This is a genomic window from Paenibacillus sp. 2RAB27, assembly GCF_052115445.1.
Taxonomy (GTDB): Bacteria; Bacillota; Bacilli; order Paenibacillales; family NBRC-103111; genus Paenibacillus_E.
Map to the genome: position 1 here is coordinate 88,809 of NZ_JBFRGR010000004.1, position 22,228 is coordinate 111,036.

General features: G+C 44.5%; 16 protein-coding genes. 15 read left to right on the forward strand and 1 reads right to left on the reverse strand.

Features of this window, described 5'->3' with window-relative positions; translation table 11 throughout:
* Positions 1–21 precede the first annotated feature (21 nt).
* The 11 genes from AB4114_RS07580 (at position 22) to AB4114_RS07630 (ending at position 15,220) form a co-directional block, all read left to right on the forward strand.
* Complete coding sequence (locus AB4114_RS07580) at positions 22–1,644, forward strand: extracellular solute-binding protein (protein ID WP_441987909.1); 1,623 nt, start codon at positions 22–24, stop codon at positions 1,642–1,644.
* 299 nt (positions 1,645–1,943) lie between these two features.
* Positions 1,944–2,240: a hypothetical protein gene (locus tag AB4114_RS07585; RefSeq protein WP_441987910.1), complete on the forward strand. Its 297-nt coding sequence runs from the start codon at positions 1,944–1,946 to the stop codon at positions 2,238–2,240.
* Positions 2,241–2,290: 50 nt separating this feature from the next.
* Positions 2,291–2,881: an alpha/beta hydrolase gene (locus AB4114_RS07590; protein ID WP_441987911.1), complete on the forward strand. Its 591-nt coding sequence runs from the start codon at positions 2,291–2,293 to the stop codon at positions 2,879–2,881.
* A gap of 206 nt (positions 2,882–3,087) precedes the next feature.
* Positions 3,088–4,593 carry an ABC transporter substrate-binding protein gene (locus tag AB4114_RS07595; RefSeq protein WP_441987912.1) on the forward strand — a complete coding sequence of 502 codons (1,506 nt, stop codon included), beginning with the start codon at positions 3,088–3,090 and terminating at the stop codon, positions 4,591–4,593.
* On the forward strand, positions 4,590–5,930 hold the full coding sequence (locus tag AB4114_RS07600; RefSeq protein ID WP_441987913.1) for a histidine phosphatase family protein: 1,341 nt from the start codon (positions 4,590–4,592) through the stop codon (positions 5,928–5,930). The genes AB4114_RS07595 and AB4114_RS07600 overlap by 4 nt, the downstream gene beginning before the upstream one ends.
* Before the next feature lie 69 nt (positions 5,931–5,999).
* On the forward strand, positions 6,000–7,742 hold the full coding sequence (locus AB4114_RS07605) for a sensor histidine kinase (protein WP_441987914.1): 1,743 nt from the start codon (positions 6,000–6,002) through the stop codon (positions 7,740–7,742).
* 3 nt (positions 7,743–7,745) lie between these two features.
* Complete coding sequence (locus AB4114_RS07610; RefSeq protein WP_441987915.1) at positions 7,746–9,356, forward strand: response regulator transcription factor; 1,611 nt, start codon at positions 7,746–7,748, stop codon at positions 9,354–9,356.
* 192 nt (positions 9,357–9,548) lie between these two features.
* On the forward strand, positions 9,549–10,418 hold the full coding sequence (locus tag AB4114_RS07615; RefSeq protein ID WP_441988143.1) for an ABC transporter permease: 870 nt from the start codon (positions 9,549–9,551) through the stop codon (positions 10,416–10,418).
* A gap of 18 nt (positions 10,419–10,436) precedes the next feature.
* Complete coding sequence (locus tag AB4114_RS07620) at positions 10,437–11,321, forward strand: carbohydrate ABC transporter permease (RefSeq protein WP_441987916.1); 885 nt, start codon at positions 10,437–10,439, stop codon at positions 11,319–11,321.
* Positions 11,322–11,382: 61 nt separating this feature from the next.
* A complete protein-coding gene (locus tag AB4114_RS07625) occupies positions 11,383–12,906 on the forward strand; it encodes an ABC transporter substrate-binding protein (RefSeq protein WP_441987917.1) in 1,524 nt (507 codons plus the stop codon).
* Between the two features lie 37 nt (positions 12,907–12,943).
* Positions 12,944–15,220 (forward strand): glycoside hydrolase family 3 N-terminal domain-containing protein, encoded by a 2,277-nt coding sequence (locus AB4114_RS07630; RefSeq protein ID WP_441987918.1) that lies wholly within the window; start codon positions 12,944–12,946, stop codon positions 15,218–15,220.
* 102 nt (positions 15,221–15,322) lie between these two features.
* On the opposite strand, the gene AB4114_RS07635 is transcribed toward AB4114_RS07630, so the two are convergent.
* Positions 15,323–16,096: an IclR family transcriptional regulator gene (locus tag AB4114_RS07635; RefSeq protein WP_441987919.1), complete on the reverse strand. Its 774-nt coding sequence runs from the start codon at positions 16,094–16,096 to the stop codon at positions 15,323–15,325.
* Positions 16,097–16,245: 149 nt separating this feature from the next.
* Here AB4114_RS07635 and AB4114_RS07640 point away from each other — a divergent pair, with 149 nt between their 5' ends.
* The 4 genes from AB4114_RS07640 (at position 16,246) to AB4114_RS07655 (ending at position 22,042) form a co-directional block, all read left to right on the forward strand.
* Positions 16,246–17,361, forward strand: a complete 1,116-nt coding sequence (locus AB4114_RS07640; protein WP_441987920.1) for an alpha/beta hydrolase — start codon at positions 16,246–16,248, stop codon at positions 17,359–17,361.
* Between the two features lie 49 nt (positions 17,362–17,410).
* Positions 17,411–18,316 carry a phosphatase PAP2 family protein gene (locus AB4114_RS07645; RefSeq protein WP_441987921.1) on the forward strand — a complete coding sequence of 302 codons (906 nt, stop codon included), beginning with the start codon at positions 17,411–17,413 and terminating at the stop codon, positions 18,314–18,316.
* Positions 18,317–18,396: 80 nt separating this feature from the next.
* On the forward strand, positions 18,397–19,803 hold the full coding sequence (locus AB4114_RS07650) for an MFS transporter (protein WP_441987922.1): 1,407 nt from the start codon (positions 18,397–18,399) through the stop codon (positions 19,801–19,803).
* Positions 19,775–22,042, forward strand: coding sequence for a glycoside hydrolase family 3 C-terminal domain-containing protein (locus AB4114_RS07655; RefSeq protein WP_441987923.1), 2,268 nt, complete (start codon positions 19,775–19,777; stop codon positions 22,040–22,042). Before AB4114_RS07650 ends, AB4114_RS07655 begins: the two co-directional genes overlap by 29 nt.
* Positions 22,043–22,228: the final 186 nt, after the last annotated feature.

Below are 22,228 nucleotides of genomic sequence, written 5' to 3' on the forward strand. Positions count from 1 at the left end.
ATATTTGAAGGGGGAAAAAATATGCGGAAGAGATTAAACAAATGGTCAACGACAACTTTATTAGTTACACTTGCAGCCACGGTGTCCCTTGCTGGCTGTAGTAATGAAACCAACAAAGCGACGCCAGAAGCCAAGGCAACGAAAGAGGCTGCTGCGACCCAAGGACCGAAGCTGAATAAGGCCGCCAAAATCAGAATCGCTGTTCCCGATAATTCAGGAGTCAAAGGCTACGAGCAAGGAGCAAGTGCAAACGATAACCAATTCCTGAACATGATCAAAGAGAAAACAGGCTACAGTAATATAGAGTGGAATGTCATTCCGGCTGCAAATCAACTGGATACGTACAATTTGATGTTTGCGTCTGGTGATGTGTATGATCTGATTTATACGAATGATTTGAATATTTTCAAACGTTTCAGTGCTCAGGGAGCTCTCCTGCCAGTAGACGATGCGATCAAGCAATTCGGCAGCGAGGTCGATAAATTAGTTACCGAGAACGCATGGACGGCAGTATCGCTGGAAGGGAAGAAATATGCCATCCCGGTTCCTCCGTTTCAGAAATTCGAAAATGTAGATCTAGGATCAGGATTTCTAGCTAGACAGGACTGGATGGATAAGCTGGGGCTGAAGGCGCCTAAAAATCTTGATGAACTATATACGTTCTTGAAGACGATGAAGGATAAAGATCCAAGCGGCAAGGGAACCATACCGTACGTAGCAGCAGCCGGCAATAATGGTAATCCGCTTGATGGGCTGGATGTCATTACCGCAGCTTTTGGATTTTCCGGCATAAATAACCTCGCTGTCCCTTTCATTGTTAAGGATGGTAAGCTGGTTGATGCACAGGATGTGAATCTAAAAGACTTGCTGACATACCTGAATAAGCTCTATAAAGAAGGCTTGATTGACAACGAGTACCTATTCAACAAAACACAGCAAGTGACCGAGAAGATATCGGCGGGGAAAGCAGCTGCTGCATATGCGGGTTATTGGGACCCTGCTACTTACCAGGCAGGCTTAAGTAAAATTGATGCGAATGCGAAGTTGAGCTTCTTGCCTACGGTGGAAGGAAAAGATGGACAGAAAGGCTATACAATGCCTGCTCCTGTATCCAACTTCTATATCATTCCTAAAAGTTCGAAAAATGTGAACGAAGCTGTGGATCTACTGAATACCTATTTGAAAGATAAAGATCTGCAGAAGTTTGTGAATTTCGGTAAGGAGGGTGTCCACTATGATATGGTCAATGGCGCGCTGAGTCCGAAGAAACCTGCGTATGATCAGATCATCTATAAACTGTATTATAGAATGTGGAATACACCGGACATTTGGCTGCCTAACGCCTTACTTGGCGGATATGAGCCAGCTATGAAAAGTTTTGCCCAAGCGGGTGCGCAACTTACTGCTTTCAATATTAACCAGTACAGACCGCAGACGGAAGTCGAACTTGCCAAAGGTAGAGCATTGATTGACCTGAGAAATGAGTACGTTGCCAAAATCATCAACGGCGCGTTACCCCTGACGGCATTGGATGAGTATTTTAAAAAGGCGGATGCTGCCGGCAGACAAGATGTTATCAAAGCATCGCAGGATTGGTTTACCAAAGATGGTAAGGCTATTTATGATAAATTGAATAAGAAATAGGATGTCGGTTTTCGGAAAAGAGCAGTTCACCTTCGTGGTGATCTGCTCTTTTAAGTGCGCCCAGCTCCAGAAACTCTGTTGTCTGAATTAAATTTTTCGAGAAGCTCGGCTATGGCGTTGGTGATCTCACAAGTAAATTTATTTTATGGATAGCTATTCCGTATAGAGGAACATTCGCGTTGTTCGCTTTGAACATTCCTTGTATTATTCATACATCGATATTAGTCAAAAAGTAAGAGTAGCATGCTAGTGAAACTAGTATAGGCAAACATGTTGATACGCGAATTGGAGGGATTTCAGTGAAATATATGGAGAAAGATTATGAATTTGTTGCGATTAAAAATGAAAGTTTTGGCGGGTATATTAAAATACTGGCCTTTGTAACGAAATTTTGGTTGAAAAGAAATGTGAAAAAAATCCGAGCAATGATGGGCGGAGAAAGTAAGGATATTAGTGTAAGAAAGGTTCGTACTGAAGATCGTCAGATTAAGGGTTACAAGAGTGATTTTCGCATTCGCATTTATACACCTGAGGGTGAAGCAACACGTCCTTTGATGATTTTTATACATGGTGGCGGCTGGGTAGAGGCTCTATAGATGCTGTTCACGACTACTGTCTCGCCGTGGCAGATCGGGCAGATTGTGTAGTGATTTCTGTTGATTATCATTTAGCGCCGGAGGCTCCATATCCTGAAGGTCTTGAAGATTCATATGCAGCTCTAAAGTGGGGCGTAGAGCACGCAGAGGAGCTAAATATTGATAAAGAAAACGTGATCGTATCTGGTGATAGCGCAGGGGGGAATTACTCCGCGGTATTGTCAATCATGGCCCGCGATCGTGGGGATTTCCGCATTTCGAAGCAAATCTTGCTTTATCCAGCTACAGATTTATCAGAAATGGAATCTGGTGGTAAGAACAAAACAGAACGTGCATTTGCTGAAACACTCATTGAAATGTATTTGAAGGAAACGGAGGGAACTGTAAGAACTCCGCACGTTTCCCCGATATTCTGTGAAAATCACGCCAATTTGCCGGATGCTTTGATCGTTGTTGGCGATTTAGATTTCTTAAAGGAATCTTCTTTGAGCTACGCTAAGAAGCTGGAAGAGTCAGGAAATAACGTTCATTTCTCTCTATATAAAAATACGAGACATGCCTTTATCGATAATACCGGAAATTGCAAACAGGCTGAAGACTTTATCGATGAGGTAAAAGAATTTATCCATACAAATCGTTGAATTCCAATCAATCTAATCATGATCAGGATAAATTCGGGAAATATGCCAAAACAGTAAAAGGTCGGAAAATCAAAAGTATAGATCGTTTTTTTGGTGAGTGGCTCAATTTTGAAACAAGTACAATGAAATAGAGGTGAGTACGATGTGAAATTAATTTTTTGAAAGCGCTTCACATGGGTGGATTCATAATCATAGGGGGGAATCGAATGGTCAAGAAATTGAAAGTGGCTGTTAGTTTGCTGACACTCGTATTGGCAACATCAACTTTACTTACTGCATGTGGAGATTCGGTGCAACAAGGGACTGTCAGCGAGCAAAAAGAGGATTCCAAGCCATACGAAATTTCGATGGCGTTTCTTACTTTTCAAAACTTACCCGATGTTGGCGCTGTTCAAGACGAAATTAATAAAATTACGAAGGAAAAACTGAATGCTACCGTCAAATTAACGCCAATTAACCTCTCGGCTTGGACCCAGCAAATCAATCTGATACTGGCAGGCAATGAGAAACTGGATCTCGTCGTTTCTTCTACGTTTTTTAATTACAACAGTCAGGTTGCCAAAGGGCAGCTGCTTCCTCTTGATGATTTGATTGCCAAGTATGGACAAGGAATTAAAAGCGCAGTAGACCCAGACTATCTGAACGGTACAAAAATTGGAGGGAAAATGTACGGGGTTCCCAGCATGAGGGATTTGGCTGCAGATTTTGGCATCGTCATGCGGAAAGATCTCGTCGACAAATATCATATCGATGTCAATCAAATCAAATCGTTCAACGATCTGGAACCGGTATTCAAAAAAATTAAAGAGAATGAGCCTGGCATGGCTCCTTTGGTTCAACAGGCTCAGTCGCAAACTGTCGCACAAGCTATTCTAGGTGCATCATTCGATTCCCTGGGTGACTCGCTGGGTGTACTTGCAGATGCGGGAAGTGATCTCAATGTGAAAAATATGTTTGAATCCAAAGAATACACAGATGCGTTGACGATGGTCAGATCATGGTACCAAGCTGGCTATATTATGAAAGATATTGCGACTTTACAGGAAACTGGACAAAATTTGGTGAAGTCCGATAAAGCTTTCGCTTATGTGGCCAACATGAAGCCGGGATTTGAAGTGCAGGAATCCAGAGCTACAGGTAAAGAAATGATTGGAGTTAGATTAACCAAGCCGGTTACCTCAACGAGCGGTATCACTTCTTTCATGATGTCCATTTCGAAGAATAGCGGTAATCCGGAAAGAGCGATGCAGTTCATGAATCTCTTGTATACGGATAAAAATCTCGTGAATCTGATCGATAACGGCATAGAAGGAAAACATTATGTAAAGAAATCCGATACGATAATCGCCAAGCCAGATGGAAAAACGGAAACTGGCTATTATCTAAATGAGTGGGAAATCGGTAACAACTTCCTGGCTTATGTGTGGGAAGGCGAGGATCCGCAAATTTGGGATAACATGCAGAAGTTCAATAAATCTGCTTTTAAATCGAAAGCGTTAGGCTTCACATTTGACGTCGAACCTGTGAAAACGGAAATTGCCGCTGCTATGAACGTATTAAATCAATACCGAGTAGGTTTGGAAACAGGGACGTTGGATCCGAAGTTGAGCTTGCAGGAATTCAATAGCAAGCTTAAAGCATCAGGCTTGGATAAGATCATTGCGGAAAAACAAAAACAACTGGATGTTTGGGCGAAAGGAGCACAAAAATGAAGAATCAACTATTACGCTTACTATCGATTATGATGGTTGCTATTTTTGTAATTACGACTAGTGCGACGGCCTCTGGCCAAAATGTCGACAACAAGAAACAAGAAGACAAGACGCTGACCCTCTATTTCGTGCGTCACGGCGAAACGTTATTTAACAAACAAAAGCGTATGCAAGGTTTCTCGGATTCGCCACTAACCGAAGAAGGAATTGAGGTAGCCGAGAATTTGGGAAGAGGTATGAAGGATATTCCGTTTACAGCAGCCTACAGCAGCACGAGTGAACGGGCACTGGATACAGCCGATTTGATCTTGAAAGGCAGAAACATACCTCTGAAAACAGACAAACGTCTGAAGGAGATGTATTTCGGTAATTGGGAAGGCGAATATACAAGTGACCTCTTGAAACAACATCCTGATATGTATACAAATCAGAATATATTTAAAAGTGTTGGTGGAGAAACCCAAGCGGAGCTGCTTGCACGAACCAAAGAAGCTGTTAACCAAATTGTAGAGGAAAATAAATTAACCGGTGGTAATGTGCTAGTTGTCTCTCACGGATTAACCATATTGACCTATATTCTTGGTCTAGACCCAACAAGCTGGGATATGAGTAAAGGCGGCCTGCCAAACTCTAGTGTGACAACCGTGCAATGGAAAGACGGTAAATTTACCGTTCAGAAAGTCGGTGATCAGAGCTACGCGGAAAAAGGTGAACAGAAGCTTACACTCTATTTGGTACGCCATGGAGAAACACTATTCAACAAGCAAGGACGTATGCAAGGATACTCGGATTCTTCATTGACGGAAGAGGGAATCAAGGTAGCTGAGAACTTAGGAAAGGGATTGAGGGATGTTCCGTTTATCGCGGCCTACAGTTCTACGAGTGAACGGGCATCCGACACGGCCGACTTAATTTTAAAAGACAGGTACGTGCCCTATAAAGAGGATAAACGTCTTAAGGAAATGAATTTCGGGAATTGGGAGGGTGAGTATACCAAAGACATCCTGAAATTACACCCGGATTTAAATACGAACTTTGATTTGGTGAAAAGCTTGGCTGGTGGGGAATCCCAGGCGGAACTGGTAGAGCGAGCCAGTGCAGCCATAAACCGCATCATAGAAGAAAACAAATCAGCGAGCGGTAATGTGCTTATTGTCTCTCATGGCATTACGATATTGAAATACATCCTTGCGCTTGATCCGAAAAGTTTCGACATTAGTAAAGGCGGATTACCTAACTCGAGTGTGACGACGGTAGAGTGGAAAAACGGTAAATTCAAGGTGTTAAAAGTTGGTGATCAAAGTTACGCAGAAAAAGGTCAGAAAATGAATAAATAAATTTAATAAATGAACAAACGTACTCAGATTTGGTTGGAGTACGTTTGTTTTAACTTGGAGACCTGCCCAATGCGGAATTATAAACCTTTTTTCAATTCGCTGCGTTTCAAACTGTTAGGTATTATTTTCATCATTGTGCCTCTAGTCGTTGTGCTTGTTGTCATTAATTTTTATTCCACACAAGTTGTACGTAACGAGGTCGCGGGATCCAATAGGAATTTGCTTAGTCTCTACGTCGGGCAAATTGATCAAAATCTAAAGCAGGTTGATAATTATTTGTACAGTTTATCACAGCTCAACACAGATCTACTGGATCTTGAGGTGACGTCACAAAATAGCGAGAATGACTACAATAAAGCGAAACTGAGGCTCTTCAATTCGATTTCAAATGAAATCAGCTACTATAAATCGATAGATTTATTTTTTATCTATTCTGAAGTGAACCAAGATTTGATCTGGAATCAAAATTTTGGATCCAGCTATCAGGAGAGGGACGGTGTCAAAAAGGCGCTTCTCCAGATGCTTCAAGGCGATACGTCCAAGTATGACAATACGCGATGGTATTACTGGCGTGATGGTCAAACCTACTCCTTATTTCACTTGATCAAGACAGGAAATGTGTATGTCGGAGCGTGGGTCAATGCCGAAAAGATAATGGTACCCTTCAGTATGATTGACTTTGGTAAGTCCGGAGTTGCGCTCTTGGCGACAAATCGTTTAGAGCCCATGAATCATGCGGGATTCATTCAAGAGAAGAATATTCAATTAATAAAAGTCTCAGATAAGCCGTATTATTTATCTGGAGAACACAATCAATATCTGGTGATGAGCCAGCCTTCCTCTGTGGCGGACTATAATTTAGTAGCCTTAATTCCTGATGATACCATCCTGGAAAAACTCCCATTTGTGCAGCGAATTGCATCTATAATATCGATTGCCGCGTGCGGCTTCTTGATCATATTTTTGTTAGTGATGAGGAAAGTGTTTCTGTTGCCAATTAATCGAATGATCGCAGCCATGAGAAAGCTGCGAGACGGACATTGGGAATCACGTTTGCAGCAGGTTCCAGCTTCAACCGAGTTTGAGATGATGCACGAAATGTATAATGCGATGATATCTGAAATCCGTGACTTGAAAATTCATGTGTATGAAGAAAAGCTGAACGCACAGCGGGAAGAGCTTAAGCATTTACAACTGCAGATTAATCCGCATTTTTTTCTGAATTCACTTAATATTATCTACAATCTGGCTACCGTAAAAGATTATGCGCTCATTCAAGAAATGAGTAAGTGTCTGGTAGCTTATTTTCGCTTTATGTTTCGAAGCTACTCGGGATTAGTTACGATCAAAGAAGAATTGAAACATACCGAAAACTATCTGCGAATTCAGCAGCTGCGTTTTCCAGAGAGTTTATCTTATAGAATTGAGGTCATTGACGAGCTGCTAGCAAATGAAATTCCGCCATTAGTTATTCAGACGTTGGTGGAGAATTGTATCAAGCATGCCGTTACGTTAGATGAACCTATCGAGGTTCAGATTGTTGTTGAGAAGAAAGTAATGGAATCAACTGATGTTCTAAAAATCATTATCCGGGATAATGGACCGGGTTTCGCCCCTCTAATCTTGAAGAATCTGCAGTCAGGTGAAGAGCTTATAAATACACAAGGAGAACAAGTTGGCTTGTGGAACGTCAAGCAAAGGCTGCGCCTCTTATATGCGTCTAAGGCACATATTTATTTTTCCAATAGGTTACCCAATGGAGCCATAGTGGAAATCGAGATTCCGATCACTTCAGAGAAAAAGGAGCAATAATTTATGTATCATGCACTCATTGTGGACGATGAAGCTCACGCCATAAAGGGCCTTCAAGTAGGAATAGATTGGGAAAAGCTACATATTTCTGAGGTCTATAAGGCTTTTAATATTCGGCAGGCCAAAGAAATTTTCGAGAGTAATAATGTTCATATTCTCCTTTGTGATATAGAAATGCCGCAAGGCACTGGTTTGGAGCTTCTGGAATGGGTCAGGCATTATTATCCCGAAACGGAAACGGTGTTTCTGACCTGCCATGCAGATTTCTCGTATGCGAAACAAGCGATTCAATTAGATAGCTTTGACTATTTGCTCAAGCCGGTTGATTATAGTGAGCTTGAAGATGTGGTAAGCAGAGCACTGAGCAAAATGGAAAAAGCAGCACAACTGAAAATCTTTGAAGCTACGTACAAGCATTATCATCACTTATGGGAAACGCATCAGCCTCTATTGCTGGAACGATTCTGGCAGGATTTGCTCGCACAGTCGATCCCCTCTAAGCCAGAGGCGATTCGTGAGCATTTGGCAAAGCAAGGAATTACATTCACTGATAACCAACGTTTTATGCCCATATACATCCACGTTCAGCAGTGGCACAAGGTACTTTCTGAGCGAGAGCAACGCATCATGGAGTATGCGCTTAAGAATGTGGCAGAAGAGCAGATCCTACGACATATTCCGAATGCGATGGTGATTCCCCTTCAGCGAGGGAAGCTGCTTGCTGTCATGCCTATGCATGATGATGTATCGTCAGAAGACGTCGCATCGGAATGTAGCTTGTTTATCCAATCTTGCAATAAGTATTTCTACTGTGATTTATGCTGTTATCTCGGTGCAGAATCGGCTATTCATGACATGCTCGCCATGGTGCAGCAATTGGAGAAATTGGATGAGAATAATGTGACACTTGTAAATCAGACTTTGCCCCTCCTTGTAACAAGGAGGCCAGCAACTCAACCTCACTTCTCGCATTTAGCCGATTGGGCAGAGCTGATGGAGCAAGGGGCGAGGGAAAAGCTACAGATGGAAGTTAAGAAATTTCTAGATTCCTTGAGAGATGAGCGCAACGGAATTGATGCCAGCTGGCTTCATGCCTTTTATCAAAATTTTATGCAAATGGTATTTTATGTGCTGCAGCTCAAAGGACTTCAGGCACATATGGTGTTTGCCAGTAGCTTGTGGACGGAAAAGCCGGAGAAAGCGCTGCGCTCTTTGACAGCTACGCAGGAGTGGGTGCCATATGTGATTGAAGTGGCTATGAATCATATTCAGCCGATGCAAGAGAACCTCTCGATCGTGGAGAAGGCCAAGAAATATATTAGTGAACATATCGGGCAACAGACTTTGAGCCGGGAGGATATTGCCAATGCGGTGTACCTCAATCCGGATTATTTAACGCGGGTTTTCAAGAAAGAAACTGGCGGTTCGCTTTCAGATTATTTACAGCAGCAGCGTTTAGCGCTGGCAAAAAATTTACTCCTAAGGAATAAACAATCGGTGAGTGATATCGCTTTGACTTCGGGTTATTCAAACCTTTCCTATTTCTCTACCGTTTTTAAGAAAGCGTATGGCGTCGCTCCTGCTGATTATCGGAAACAGCAAAAACAGAAATAGATAAGAGGTCGGAAAAACGAAAGATGAGGTCGTTTCATTGGTGGGTGCTTGTTCTGCAATTCCACTACAATGGGAGCATACCAACTAGAAAGAGAGGGAGCTAACGTGAAACCAAACGTGAAACCAAACGTGAAACCAAACACATGGAGAAGTACATGGAAATCGCTTAAACGATATCGCGCATTGTTTCTTATGGTGCTGCCGGGATTCATCTATTTGTTCATCAACAATTACTTGCCAATGTTCGGGATTATTATCGCATTCAAAAATATTAACTACCGGAAAGGGATACTGGGCAGCGATTGGATTGGTCTCAAAAACTTTGAGTACTTGTTCAAAACATCCGATGCGTTCACGATAACGAGAAATACAATTCTCTATAACGGATTGTTCATTATCCTCAATCTCGCTCTGGCTATAGCGGTAGCGATCTTGCTTAATGAAATTAAAAACAAGTTCTTATCGCGTTTTTATCAAAGTGTCGTTTTGCTGCCTTATTTAATCTCAATGGTAATCGTGGCCTATTTGGTCCTTTCCATGCTGAATGTGGACAATGGTTTCATGAACCATCATGTGTTACCAATTTTGGGGATTGAGCCGATTTCTTGGTACGGCGAAGCCAAATATTGGCCTTATATTTTAACGATTGTGAACATATGGAAGGGCGTTGGGTACTTGTGCATTATTTTCTTAGCGGCCATTGTCGGTATCGATCATGAATATTATGAGGCAGCTACTATCGACGGAGCTGGCAAATGGATGCAGATTCGCACAATTACGGTACCGCTCCTGATGCCGACCATTACGATTATGGCGCTGCTTGGCATTGGACGCATCTTTTACTCCGATTTCGGTCTCTTTTATCAAGTTCCGCTCAATTCAGGGCCGCTTCAATCGACCACGGATGTTATTGATACTTACGTATACCGTGGGTTAATGAATCTGGGGGATATCGGTATGTCCTCGGCTGCAGGTTTGTATCAGTCCGTGGTTGGATTTGTATTGGTGATCATTTCGAACTATCTCGTTGGCCGTCGAAACCGAGAACGAGCATTATTCTAACAGAGGGGAGCCGGAACTATGAAATCAAATCAAATGAATCAATATGCGGTGAATCTCTTTTTTCTACTGCTTACTTGCGCTAGCTTGTTCCCGTTTGTTCTGCTCGTAATGGCCTCTATATCAGATGAGAAAGCGATTGTTCAGCATGGGTATTCACTCTGGCCAAGCAAGTTCAGCCTGGATGCGTATACATTTCTTCTGAATGATTCCAGCTCAATGATTAGAGCATATGGTATCACGATCTTTATTACAGTCATTGGAACGTTCGGTGGACTGCTTATTTCGTCCCTGCTTGCGTATCCGTTATCACGGGAAGATATGCCGCTACGAAAAATCATGTCATTCCTCGTGTTTTTTACGATGTTGTTCAATGGAGGACTCGTATCCACCTATCTGATCTACACAGAAGTATTTCATATTAAAAATACAATCTGGGCGCTTATTCTTCCAGGATTGCTGACGAATGGCTTCTACATTATGCTGATGCGAACTTTTTTCAGCACGTCGATCCCGACGCCTATAATCGAGTCTGCTTATATGGACGGGGCAACGGAGTTTAAAATCTTTTACCGTATTATCCTGCCACTGTCCTTACCCATCATGGCTACAATTGGCTTAATGCTGATGATTTCGTATTGGAACGATTGGTTTAATGGTCTTATCTTCGTAACTGACAGCAAGCTGTTTAGCTTGCAAAATATGCTGAACCGAATGCTCACGGACATTCAATTCCTGCAGCAGACCAGCTTAGGAAGCAATCAGTCCACGGCTACCGCCAAAATTCCACTGGCTACCGTGCGCATGGCGATGGCAGTGATCGGAATCGTCCCTATCATCTGTGCATACCCGTTTTTTCAAAGGTATTTTGTCAAAGGTCTTACGATTGGTGCTGTCAAAGGGTAAGATATCATCCGAATTAGCCACTCGACACACACATATACAGATACACAGGGGGAATTTTAAAATGGGAAATAAATTGAAAATGATTGCAGGTACAATGGCAATAACCGTAGCTGCAGCTACCTTGCTGGCTGCTTGCGGCACCTCATCGGATCTCAAAGCTGAGAGCACCCAAGATAGCAAGAATAAGGATAATTCCAAGCCTTACGAAATTGCGCTGGCGTTCATTAACTTTCAGAATATGACTGATGTGACAGCTGTTCAAGAGGAAATTAGTAAAATTACGAAACAAAAAATCAATGCAACGGTTAAACTCATTCCGATCAGCATCTCTGCTTGGACCCAGCAAACCAACCTGATGCTCGCCGGCAATGAGAAGATGGACCTAATGGTCAGTTCCTCTTTGTTCAATTATGGCAGCCAAGTCGCTAAAGGGCAGCTGCTCCCTCTGGATGATTTGCTTGAGAAACGCGGTCAGGGTATCAAAAAGGTATTCGAACCGGAAATACTAAACGGAACGAAGATCGATAATAAAATCTATGGGGTCCCAAGTACTAGGGATATGGCAGCAGATTACGGCATGGTAATGCGTAAGGATCTCTTGGACAAGTACCATATCGATCTAAGCAAAGTAAAAACATTCAGTGATTTGGAGCCGGTATTTAAAATTATTAAAGACAACGAGCCAGGCATGGCACCGGTCGTTCAACAAACGCAAGGGCAGACCGGCCAAACCATCAATCAAGTCTTGCTGGGAGCAGCCTTCGATCCTTTGGGTGATTGGCTTGGCGGTCTGAACGATACGGGCAGCAGCTTGAAGGTTGTTAATTTGTTTGAGACGAAAGAATATGCAGATAGCCTTGCACTCGTAAGGAAATGGTATCAGTCAGGCTATATCATGAAGGATATTGCAACTTCGCAAGAAACCGGTCCAAGCCTGGTTAAAGCGGGCAGAGCGTTCGGGTATATGGCCAACTTAAAACCCGGCTTTGAAATACAAGAATCACGCAATTCAGGAACGGAGCTTGTGGGGGTCCGACTCACCAAACCAATCACAGGTACAACGAATATTACTTCCTTTATGATGTCTATCACGAAAAATAGCGATAACCCAGAGAGAGCGATGGATTTCATGAATTTGATGTACACGGATAAAGACATCGTGAACTTGATCGACAACGGGATTGAAGGCAAACATTATGTGAAGAAGTCCGATAATCTCATTGCCAAGCCTGAAGGTATGAAGGAATCGGGTTACATGCTCAATCAATGGGAAGTCGGCAACAATTTTCTTTCCTACATTTGGGAAGGAGAAAACCCACAGATATGGGAACTTATGCAGCAGTTTAACAAATCCTCGATTCGTTCTAAGGCGCTTGGCTTTACGTTTAACGTCGATCCGGTCAAAACGGAAGTTGCTGCGGCTACAAACGCACTGAACCAATATCGCATTGGGCTAGAAACGGGGACAATAGATACCGCTATGCTTCAAGAATTCAATGCCAAGCTGAAATCAGCTGGATTAGACAAAATTATTGCCGAGAAACAGAAGCAACTAGACGCTTGGGCGAAATCAGCGGGTAAATAATAGCTTGAAAATTGAGAATCAGTAAGGAGAAAAGCCTATGCCTAACGAACGAAATCAAGCTGCCATTCAATTTGTGAAAAACCCTAAGGGTCCCACTCTTGGTTATTCAACCACATCGGGGGTACGCATCATTGAAGTAGATGGTTTAGTATTTAAGGATTTGAATCAAAACGGACAGCTGGATAAATACGAGGATTGGCGTCTTTCTCCGGAGGAGAGAGCGCGAGATCTTGCCTCCAAATTGTCTATTGAGCAAATCGCTGGCCTCATGCTGTACAGCAGCCACCAAGCTGTTCCAGCAAGCTTGGGCTGGTTTCCCGCGACCTATGGCGGTAAGCCATTTAACGAAAGCGGAGCTCACCCCTTTGACCTTACGGATCAGCAGATCGCATTTTTGTCGAGTGACCACGTACGGCATGTATTGGTAACGATGATGGAAAACCCGGAGACGGCTGCCAAATGGAACAATAAGCTACAAGCATTCGCGGAAAGTACGGGGCTAGGTATCCCTGTGAATACGAGCACGGATCCGCGTCACAGTGCAGATTCTTCCAAAGAGTTCAACGCGGGTGCAGGTGGATCAATATCGATGTGGCCGGAAACATTGGGTCTAGCTGCGACGTTTGATCCAGCCATGACCAAGAAATTCGGGGAAGTCGCATCGAGTGAATATCGGGCTCTGGGGATTTCGACTGCGTTGTCACCGCAAATCGATATCGCCACGGATCCACGATGGAACCGGTTTGGCATGACCTTCGGCGAGGATTCGCGACTGGCCGCCGAAATGGCTAGAGCTTATGTAGATGGCTTTCAGACATCATCAGGAGAGAATGAAATTGCTGGAGGCTGGGGCTATGACAGCGTGAATGCCATGGTGAAACATTGGCCGGGTGGAGGCTCAGGCGAAGGGGGACGCGATGCTCATTTCGGATATGGCAAATTTGCCGTGTATCCTGGTAACAATTTCGATGAGCACTTGATTCCTTTTACAGAGGGGGCATTCCAATTAGACGGACCGACGGGGAAAGCATCGGCTGTCATGCCTTATTACACGATATCCTATGGCCAAGATAAGAAAAATGGTGAGAACGTCGGAAATTCGTACAATGCGTATCTTATTCAAGATTTGCTGCGTACGCAATATGGCTATGATGGGGTCGTTTGTACGGATTGGGGAATAACAGACGATGAGGCAAAAGATATCACCAAATTATTTCCCGGCGGACGTAGTTGGGGCGTAGAGGAGGACTTTACCGTCGCACAGCGTCATTATAAGCTGCTGATGGCAGGTGTCGACCAGTTTGGAGGCAATAATCAAGCTGGGCCCATTCTGGAAGCTTATGAATTGGGGTGTGAAGAGCACGGCGAAGCCTTTATGCGTGTGCGGTTCGAGCAATCTGCCGTTCGACTGCTGATTAATATGTTCCGATTGGGACTTTTCGAGAATCCGTATTTGCAGCTGGAGGAGACGATTGCCAAGGTAGGCAGCCCGGAATTTGTTGCTGCAGGATATGCGGCGCAGCTGAAATCGATTGTGATGCTCAAGAACGACAAGCAAGTGCTTCCCTTACAGAAACATAAAAAGGTGTATATTCCGAAACGATATCGCTCAGCTGGCGTGAATTGGTTTGGTATTCCGACTCCTGAAAGCCTAGGATATCCAGTTAAGTTAGAAATCGTTAGTCAATATTTTGAAGTCACAGATCAGCCGGATGAAGCTGACTACGCGTTGGTTTTCATCGAAAGTCCGTACTCTACGACCGGATACAGCAAAGCTGATGCGGAAGCAGGCGGCAACGGATATGTGCCGATCAGCTTACAATATAGCGCTTATACGGCGAAGTATGCCAGAGAAACCAGCATCGCAGGCGATTCGCGAGATGTGCTGAATCGCAGTTATAAGGATAAAACGGTTTCGGTCTTAAACGCCACCGATCTGGATATGGTGCTTCAAGCCAAAGCAGCAATGAAAGGAAAGCCGGTTATTGTTTCTTTATTGCTCTCTAATCCAACCGTTATGGCTGAATTTGAAAGTGAAGCGAGTGCGATTATCGCCAATTTCGGTACACAGGATCAGGCGATTCTTGATATTTTAACCGGAGCCGTAGAGCCTTCAGCGTTGCTTCCTATGCAGCTGCCCGCTCACATGAAAACTGTAGAAGAGCAGTTGGAGGACGTTGCACATGACATGGAGGTTTATGTGGATGCCACAGGTAATTCTTATGATTTTGCCTTTGGATTGAACTGGAGCGGACGCATTCAAGATGAGCGGACGGCTAAGTATGCTAGGACAGGCAACACCATTAGTAAATAATGGTGACTTCTGATCGATGAGAATACTTTTTATAATAAAATTAGGCTTAAGAGGCTAAATGTATTTTTTCGGAGTAGGTAAGATTGTCGAGTATAAACCCTATCACCTTAGAAAACCGAACTGACGCGATATTTCTTTCGCCGTCTTCACGACTTTATTCGTGTAGGAAATGATACTGTTTTCGTCCAACCGATGCGCTGAAGCAATTAAAGTAAGTGCAGATATGACATGACCGGTCGAGTCCCGAATGGGAGATGAGATGGAAACCATATTCTCGATGAATTCTCCGAAAGAGACGCAATAATCTTGTTTCCGAATATGTTGAAGCTGCTCTTTCAACTCCAAAGGGTCCGTAATGGTTTTAGGTGTATAAGCCTTAAGAGATCGGTTCAACATTTTATTGAGTAGGAGTTCATCTTGAAAGGCCAAAAGCATTTTGCCGGAACTTGTGCAATGGACAGGATTTCTTCCCCCTACGTAAGCTGGTATATCTTCTTTTCGTTGACCTTCTACTTGAAAAATGTACACGACCTCGTTTTCTTCTAATACAGCTACTCGGAGAGCTTCGGAAGTTTCACGAGCAAGACGCTCGATGATAGGAATAGCCGTTTCTGCTAAATCCAAATAGGTGGTCGCCATAACTTGGTACAGGGATACGATTCGCTGCCCGAGTCTGTATGTATGCGTAACAGGATCTTGATAGACAAACCCCTCACTCAGCAGAGTTGACAACAATCGACTTGTTGTGCTTTTGCCCAGCCCTAACTCTTTGGCTAACTCGGTCAGTTTTTTTTCAGGCGTGTTTACGGTAAACAATTTTAAAAGACTTAAGGCATTTTTAACAGAAGAAAGAAGTTGTGGATTTGTATTCGGCACGAATTAATTCTCCTTCTTCGATTATTATTTAACAGTTCCGCATACAGGAACAATCACATTGTTGAAGTCGGCAACTGCCTATTATTATACATATATAAACGCATGAATCCAATCAAGATTCACTAAACAAGAAGAGGGAGATGTTCAACATGGACAACAAAGAACAATATGGAAAATTGGTTTCATTACTCGAAGAAAATACGGTAGTTTCCAAGCGGGACAATTACGATTATGCAGTCAAACCTATTCCTGACTCGGATGCTTTGGGGCAATTAGACCCTCGGGTATATGATGTTCAGATGCAGCAGGCTGCCGCTATGGCGTCTGCGGAAAGGCCGAGTTTTGACCCTTCAGATATACCTACTTTTGTGAAAACGATTAGAGCTATGTTCGGATGGAAGAATGAAGACATTACATTAACACAAATTGATACCGTTTACAAAGTAATTAAAGGAGCAAGTAGTTCGATCCCCATTCGTATTTATAGCCCCTCGGTAGAAGGTCGATTACCTGTAGTCGTGTTCTTTCATGGCGGCGGCTTTATTGGTGGAACCGTAGATGTCGTCGAAAATCCTTGCAAAGCGTTAGCTGAAAAAGCTGGAGCTGTCGTCGTCTCGGTAGATTACCGACTAGCGCCAGAGCATGCATTTCCTGCCGGACTTAACGATTGCTTCGCAGCGGTTCAATGGGTTTACGAGCACGCCGACGAAATCGGCGCGGACCCTCAGCAAATCGCGGTGGCTGGCGACAGTGCCGGCGGTAACTTGGCTGCAGTGTGCTCGTTGATGGATCGTGACCAAGGTACGAACATGATTAAGTATCAGGCACTTATTTATCCGACCGTTAACATGGGGGCAGTCGAAACGGAGGATTTCAAATGGAGCCTGGACGAATACGATATTCGCAATCACCGAGAGCTCATTATGGCTGGGGTTGAAGGAATAGGTGGAATGAGCAATTTAATTGTTAATCTGTACTTGCAAAATAACGCGGAGTCATCGGATCCTTATTTCGCTCCATTATTAGCAGCAGATTTAAGCGGCATGCCGGAAACACTGATTGTGACGGCAGAATATGACTACTTAAGGCTAGAGTGTGAAGCGTACGCTCGTAAACTTACTCGGTCAGGCGTCGCAACGAAGCTGATTCAGTATAACGGCATGGATCATGCGTTTCTGGATAAGACAGGATTATATCCGCAGGCGGAAGATTGCGTCCATGAAATCTCCAAAGACATTAAACGTATTTTTTCAGAAATGAGTTAGCAGGGCTGCGTCCCAGCTTTCCGTTTTTTATTGAAAGGAGCAACCCTAGATGGCGACCAGAGGGACAAAGCGATTTGTATGGGGATTTATTATGATATGGGCCGCTTTGATGGTGTTATTTACATTTGCTGATTTGAACGTATCCAAAGCGCTTTACAACGAGGAGCATTCACGGTTTGGTTGGTTTTTTGAAGTATACGGGGAGCATCCAGCATTCATTGTGTTATTTGCAGCGGGTAGTATTCTTTTCAGCACGGTCAGAGATGAACGAGTGATTAAGAAGATCTTGGTTCGCCTGGTAGCTGGTTTTTTCATCCTATTAAGTGGATTTAGCATCATATTTATTGCTCTCAACCGTGGATATGAGCTGGCCGGGGGGAGCGTCATGCTCATCAGTTTAGCTGTAGCTGTTCTGATCGCAGTAATTACACAGTGGCTGCTGAGGCAAGTTCCTGTTGAAATGTTACGAATGTATAACAGAGCAGCTTGGGCAGGAATCGCCATCGTATTTGCGGAGATTATGGTGGTGAATGTCCTTAAGATTTTCTGGGGTAGATTACGCTTCCGCAATATGGAGGGAGACTATTCTCAGTTTACAAGGTGGTTCCTTCCGCAAGGCATTCAGGAGAACGGGGTCACGGCTGAGGCGCACAAATCGTTCCCTTCGGGTCACTCCGCTAATGGCTGGACGATGATGATATGGATGCTGTTTATGCCCTTCGTGAGCAAATGGCGCAACATTATGCTTGTCATCGCAGTGGCATGGGGACTATGTACATCAACGAGCCGTATTATTATGGGAGATCATTTTGCAACGGATGTGCTGACTGGCGCCTTTATCACGATCACCTGTATGCTGCTGTTGTGCAAGCTGTTTAAGGTAGACCTATATCCGGACGTTCAATCACATGCCACTTTTGTACGAAAAGATAAAAATGCCCCCTATTTTCGTTAAAATACGGACGGTTTTAAACGAACCTTACATTACAATGAAATTAAGAAAGCGCTAACAAAAGGTATCGGGGAGATGCTAGCATGAATCAAAATCAAGTGCCATGGAGAGAGCGTATTAGCTACGGTCTGGGCGATACAGCATCCAATCTGATTTTTCAAATGACAACGCTTTATCTGATGTATTTCTACACGGATGTCTTTGGACTGAACCCTGGAGCGGTAGCGACATTATTTCTAGTTGCACGTGTCATTGACGCGATTGTCGAGCCGTTCATTGGCGTCATGATTGACCGTACTCAAACGAGGTGGGGTAAATGCAGACCGTATTTCCTTTGGCTCGCCGTTCCATTTGGGCTTACAGCCGTACTCATGTTTTTAACGCCGGATTTTGGCGATACAGGTAAACTTGCATACGCATACATCACATACACCATGCTTGGAATTATGTACTCTGGCATTAATTTGCCTCTGTCGGCGATCCTGCCGAGTTTGACGAGTGATTCCAATGAACGTACGGTGGTCAACACGGTTCGGATGGTTTTCGCTATATTTGGAGTTATCACAGTGAGCGCAGGAACAATGCCTCTTGTGAATGCGTTTGGAGGAGGAAACCAATCAAAGGGATTTATTGTGACTATGGTTTTATTCTCGGTCATCGCCATACTGCTCTTCCTGAACATGTTTGCTAACACCAAAGAACGCGTCAAAGCGATCGATGAGAAGCCGCTCCCAATGCGTGAAGGGGTCAAGGCTCTTAAAGGAAATATACCTTGGCTGATCATGCTGCTGCTTGGCTTGTTCCTATGGATCACAACGTCCATTCAAGGTCAGACCAGCATTTATTATATGACATACTATCTGAAAAAGCCGGAACTCATTCCGATTGTGAATTCGATGCAGCTTCTGATGATTGTTACGATGGTGTTCGCTCCAATGGCAGTGAAAAGAATTGGGAAAAGAAACACGATTATTATTGGATCCTTTGTTTCCATCCTTGGTTATATTATCGCAATTATTGGGGGGAACGCGCTTTCTGTGCCTATGCTTTTGACTGGGCTACTTATTAGCGGGCTTGGCATGGGCGCAGGCGCAGGTCTTCTTTTTGCAATGATGGCGGATACGGTTGATTATGGTGAATGGAAATCCGGCGTGCGGGCACAAGGTCTGCTATATTCAGCTTCAAGCTTTGGGGTCAAAGTCGGAATGGGGCTTGGTGGAGCGCTCGGTGGCTGGATATTGTCGATGGGCGGTTATGTGGGTAACAGCACGTCACAATCGGACTCCGCTTTGGCGGCGATCTCGTTTAATTACTTATGGGCGCCAATTATCGGTCAAGTCATCATGATTATTTTGCTGTTGTTTTATCGTCTTGACAAGATTCAACCCATCATGTTGGAGGAGTTACAGGAACGACGCAAACAAGCGCTAATTTTCCTAGACGAAAAGGAGAGAAACATACATGAAAACACACATACAACAGCTTATTGAACAAATGACTTTAGAGGAAAAAGCAGGCATGTGCTCCGGGTTAGATTTCTGGCGGACCAAAGCCGTCGAGCGTCTTGGTATTCCATCCATCATGATGACAGATGGTCCGCATGGGCTGCGTAAGCAGAGAGCCGGCAGCGATCATTTGGGTATTTTCGACAGCGTGCCTTCGACGTGTTTCCCGGCAGGGGCCGGAATGGCCTGCTCTTGGGACACGGAGCTGATTCATCAGGTTGGCGCCGCGATTGGGGAAGAGTGTCAGACAGAAGATGTCGCAATTTTGTTGGGACCTGGGGCTAACATTAAGCGCTCGCCGCTATGCGGTCGCAATTTCGAATATTTCTCCGAGGATCCGTTTCTGTCCTCCGAGATGGCAGCTGGCCATATTAATGGCGTACAAAGCCAAGGTGTAGGCACCTCGCTCAAGCATTTTGCCGCGAACAATCAAGAGCATCGGCGTATGTCTGTAGACGCCATTGTGGATGAACGCACACTCAGAGAAATCTATTTGGCTAGCTTCGAAGGCGCGGTAAAGAAGGCGAAGCCTTGGACCGTTATGAGTGCTTACAATCAGGTGAATGGGGGGTACGCTTCGGAAAATTCGTATCTGCTTACAGATATTTTAAAAGAAGAGTGGGGTCATGAGGGTTTCGTTGTTTCCGACTGGGGCGCAGTCAATGATCGCATTAATGGGCTAGCGGCAGGATTGGAATTGGAAATGCCGACAAGTAATGGCGTCGGCGATCAGAAAATCATCGAGGCTGTGCGCAGCGGGGCATTGTCGGAAGAAACGCTGGATCGAGCGGTGAGCCGACTGCTGGCTGTGATTTTCAAAGCGGTAGAGCAGCGTAAGCAGGACGCTTCCTTTGATCCGGAGACACATCACCAGTTAGCCAGAGTAGCTGCAAGAGAAAGTATGGTACTGCTCAAAAATGAGAGCAGCCTACTTCCTCTGAAACGCGAAGGCTCCTATGCGGTGATCGGCGACTTTGCTCGTAATCCGAGATATCAAGGCGGCGGAAGCTCGCATATCAAGCCTACCCAGCTGGATGATATTTACGACAGCATCTTGAGGGAAGCAGGAGCATCTGCGCTGTTATCCTATGCGCAGGGCTACGCCACTGACAATGATGAGCCGGATGCGGAGCTCATCGCACAGGCTGTGGAAGCAGCTTCGCAAGCTGACACCGCGATTGTGTTCGTTGGATTGCCGGAGCGCTACGAATCCGAGGGCTATGACCGGAATCATATGCGGATTCCGGAAGGCCATGTCCGTCTCATTGAAGCCGTCGCGGACGTTCAACCGAACATCGTCGTTGTGCTGAGCAACGGCTCCGCGATTGAAATGCCTTGGCTCGGCCACGTCAAGGCAGTACTGGAGGGCTACCTCGGCGGGCAAGCTCTCGGAGGTGCAATTGCTGACTTGTTATTCGGCAATGTCAGTCCGTCAGGCAAGCTTGCGGAGACGTTTCCGCAGCAGCTTGAGCACAATCCGTCCTTCCTGAATTTCCCCGGCGAGGGGGACCGTGTTGAGTACAAGGAAGGTTTATTCATAGGGTACCGTTACTATGACGCCAAGCGGATTGAGCCACTTTTCCCATTTGGCTACGGTCTCAGCTATACAACATTCGCGTACTCCGATCTTTCGGTAAGCACGCACAGCATGAAAGATACCGACACGCTGCAAGTTAGCGTAAAGGTTACGAATACTGGCGCTATGCAAGGTAAAGAAGTCGTGCAGTTGTATGTTAAAGATGTGGTCAGCAGTGTCGTACGGCCGGAAAAAGAGCTGAAGGGTTTCACGAAGGTAGCGCTTTTACCTGGTGAAACGAAGACAGTGACGTTCACACTGGATCAAAGAGCTTTTGCCTATTACAATGTCGAGCTAAAGGATTGGCATGTAGAAACGGGTGAATTCGATATTCTCATCGGACATTCATCCCAAGATATCGTACTCACAGAACGTGTTGAAGTGGAATCCACGGTTGCACTTGCCAAGATGTACACGCGTAACTCGACAGTCGGCGATCTGATGGGTGATCCGAAGGGGGCCGCGATCATTCAATCCATGTTGAGTCAAGCAGGAGGGATGATGGCGATGATGCAGGATGGTTCGGAACTCATGATGGCAATGATGAAGAATATGCCGCTCCGCGCGCTTATCACATTTAGCGAAGGAGCTTTTACGGAACATGGATTGGACGATTTGCTGAATCATCTGAACAGTAGAACGAATTAAATGTATATATGCATTGGCATTTAAACGGCATAATTTTTTTCTAACGAATGCTGCAACAAATCCTCATTTTCGCCGCGGGTACTTAAATTTCTATTTTAGTTCTGAAACAACAAAAACGGAGTGCCGCGGATTAGCGGGCTCCGTTTTCTAAGTGCGCCCAGCATGGGCGCTATCTCTAGGGTTCAA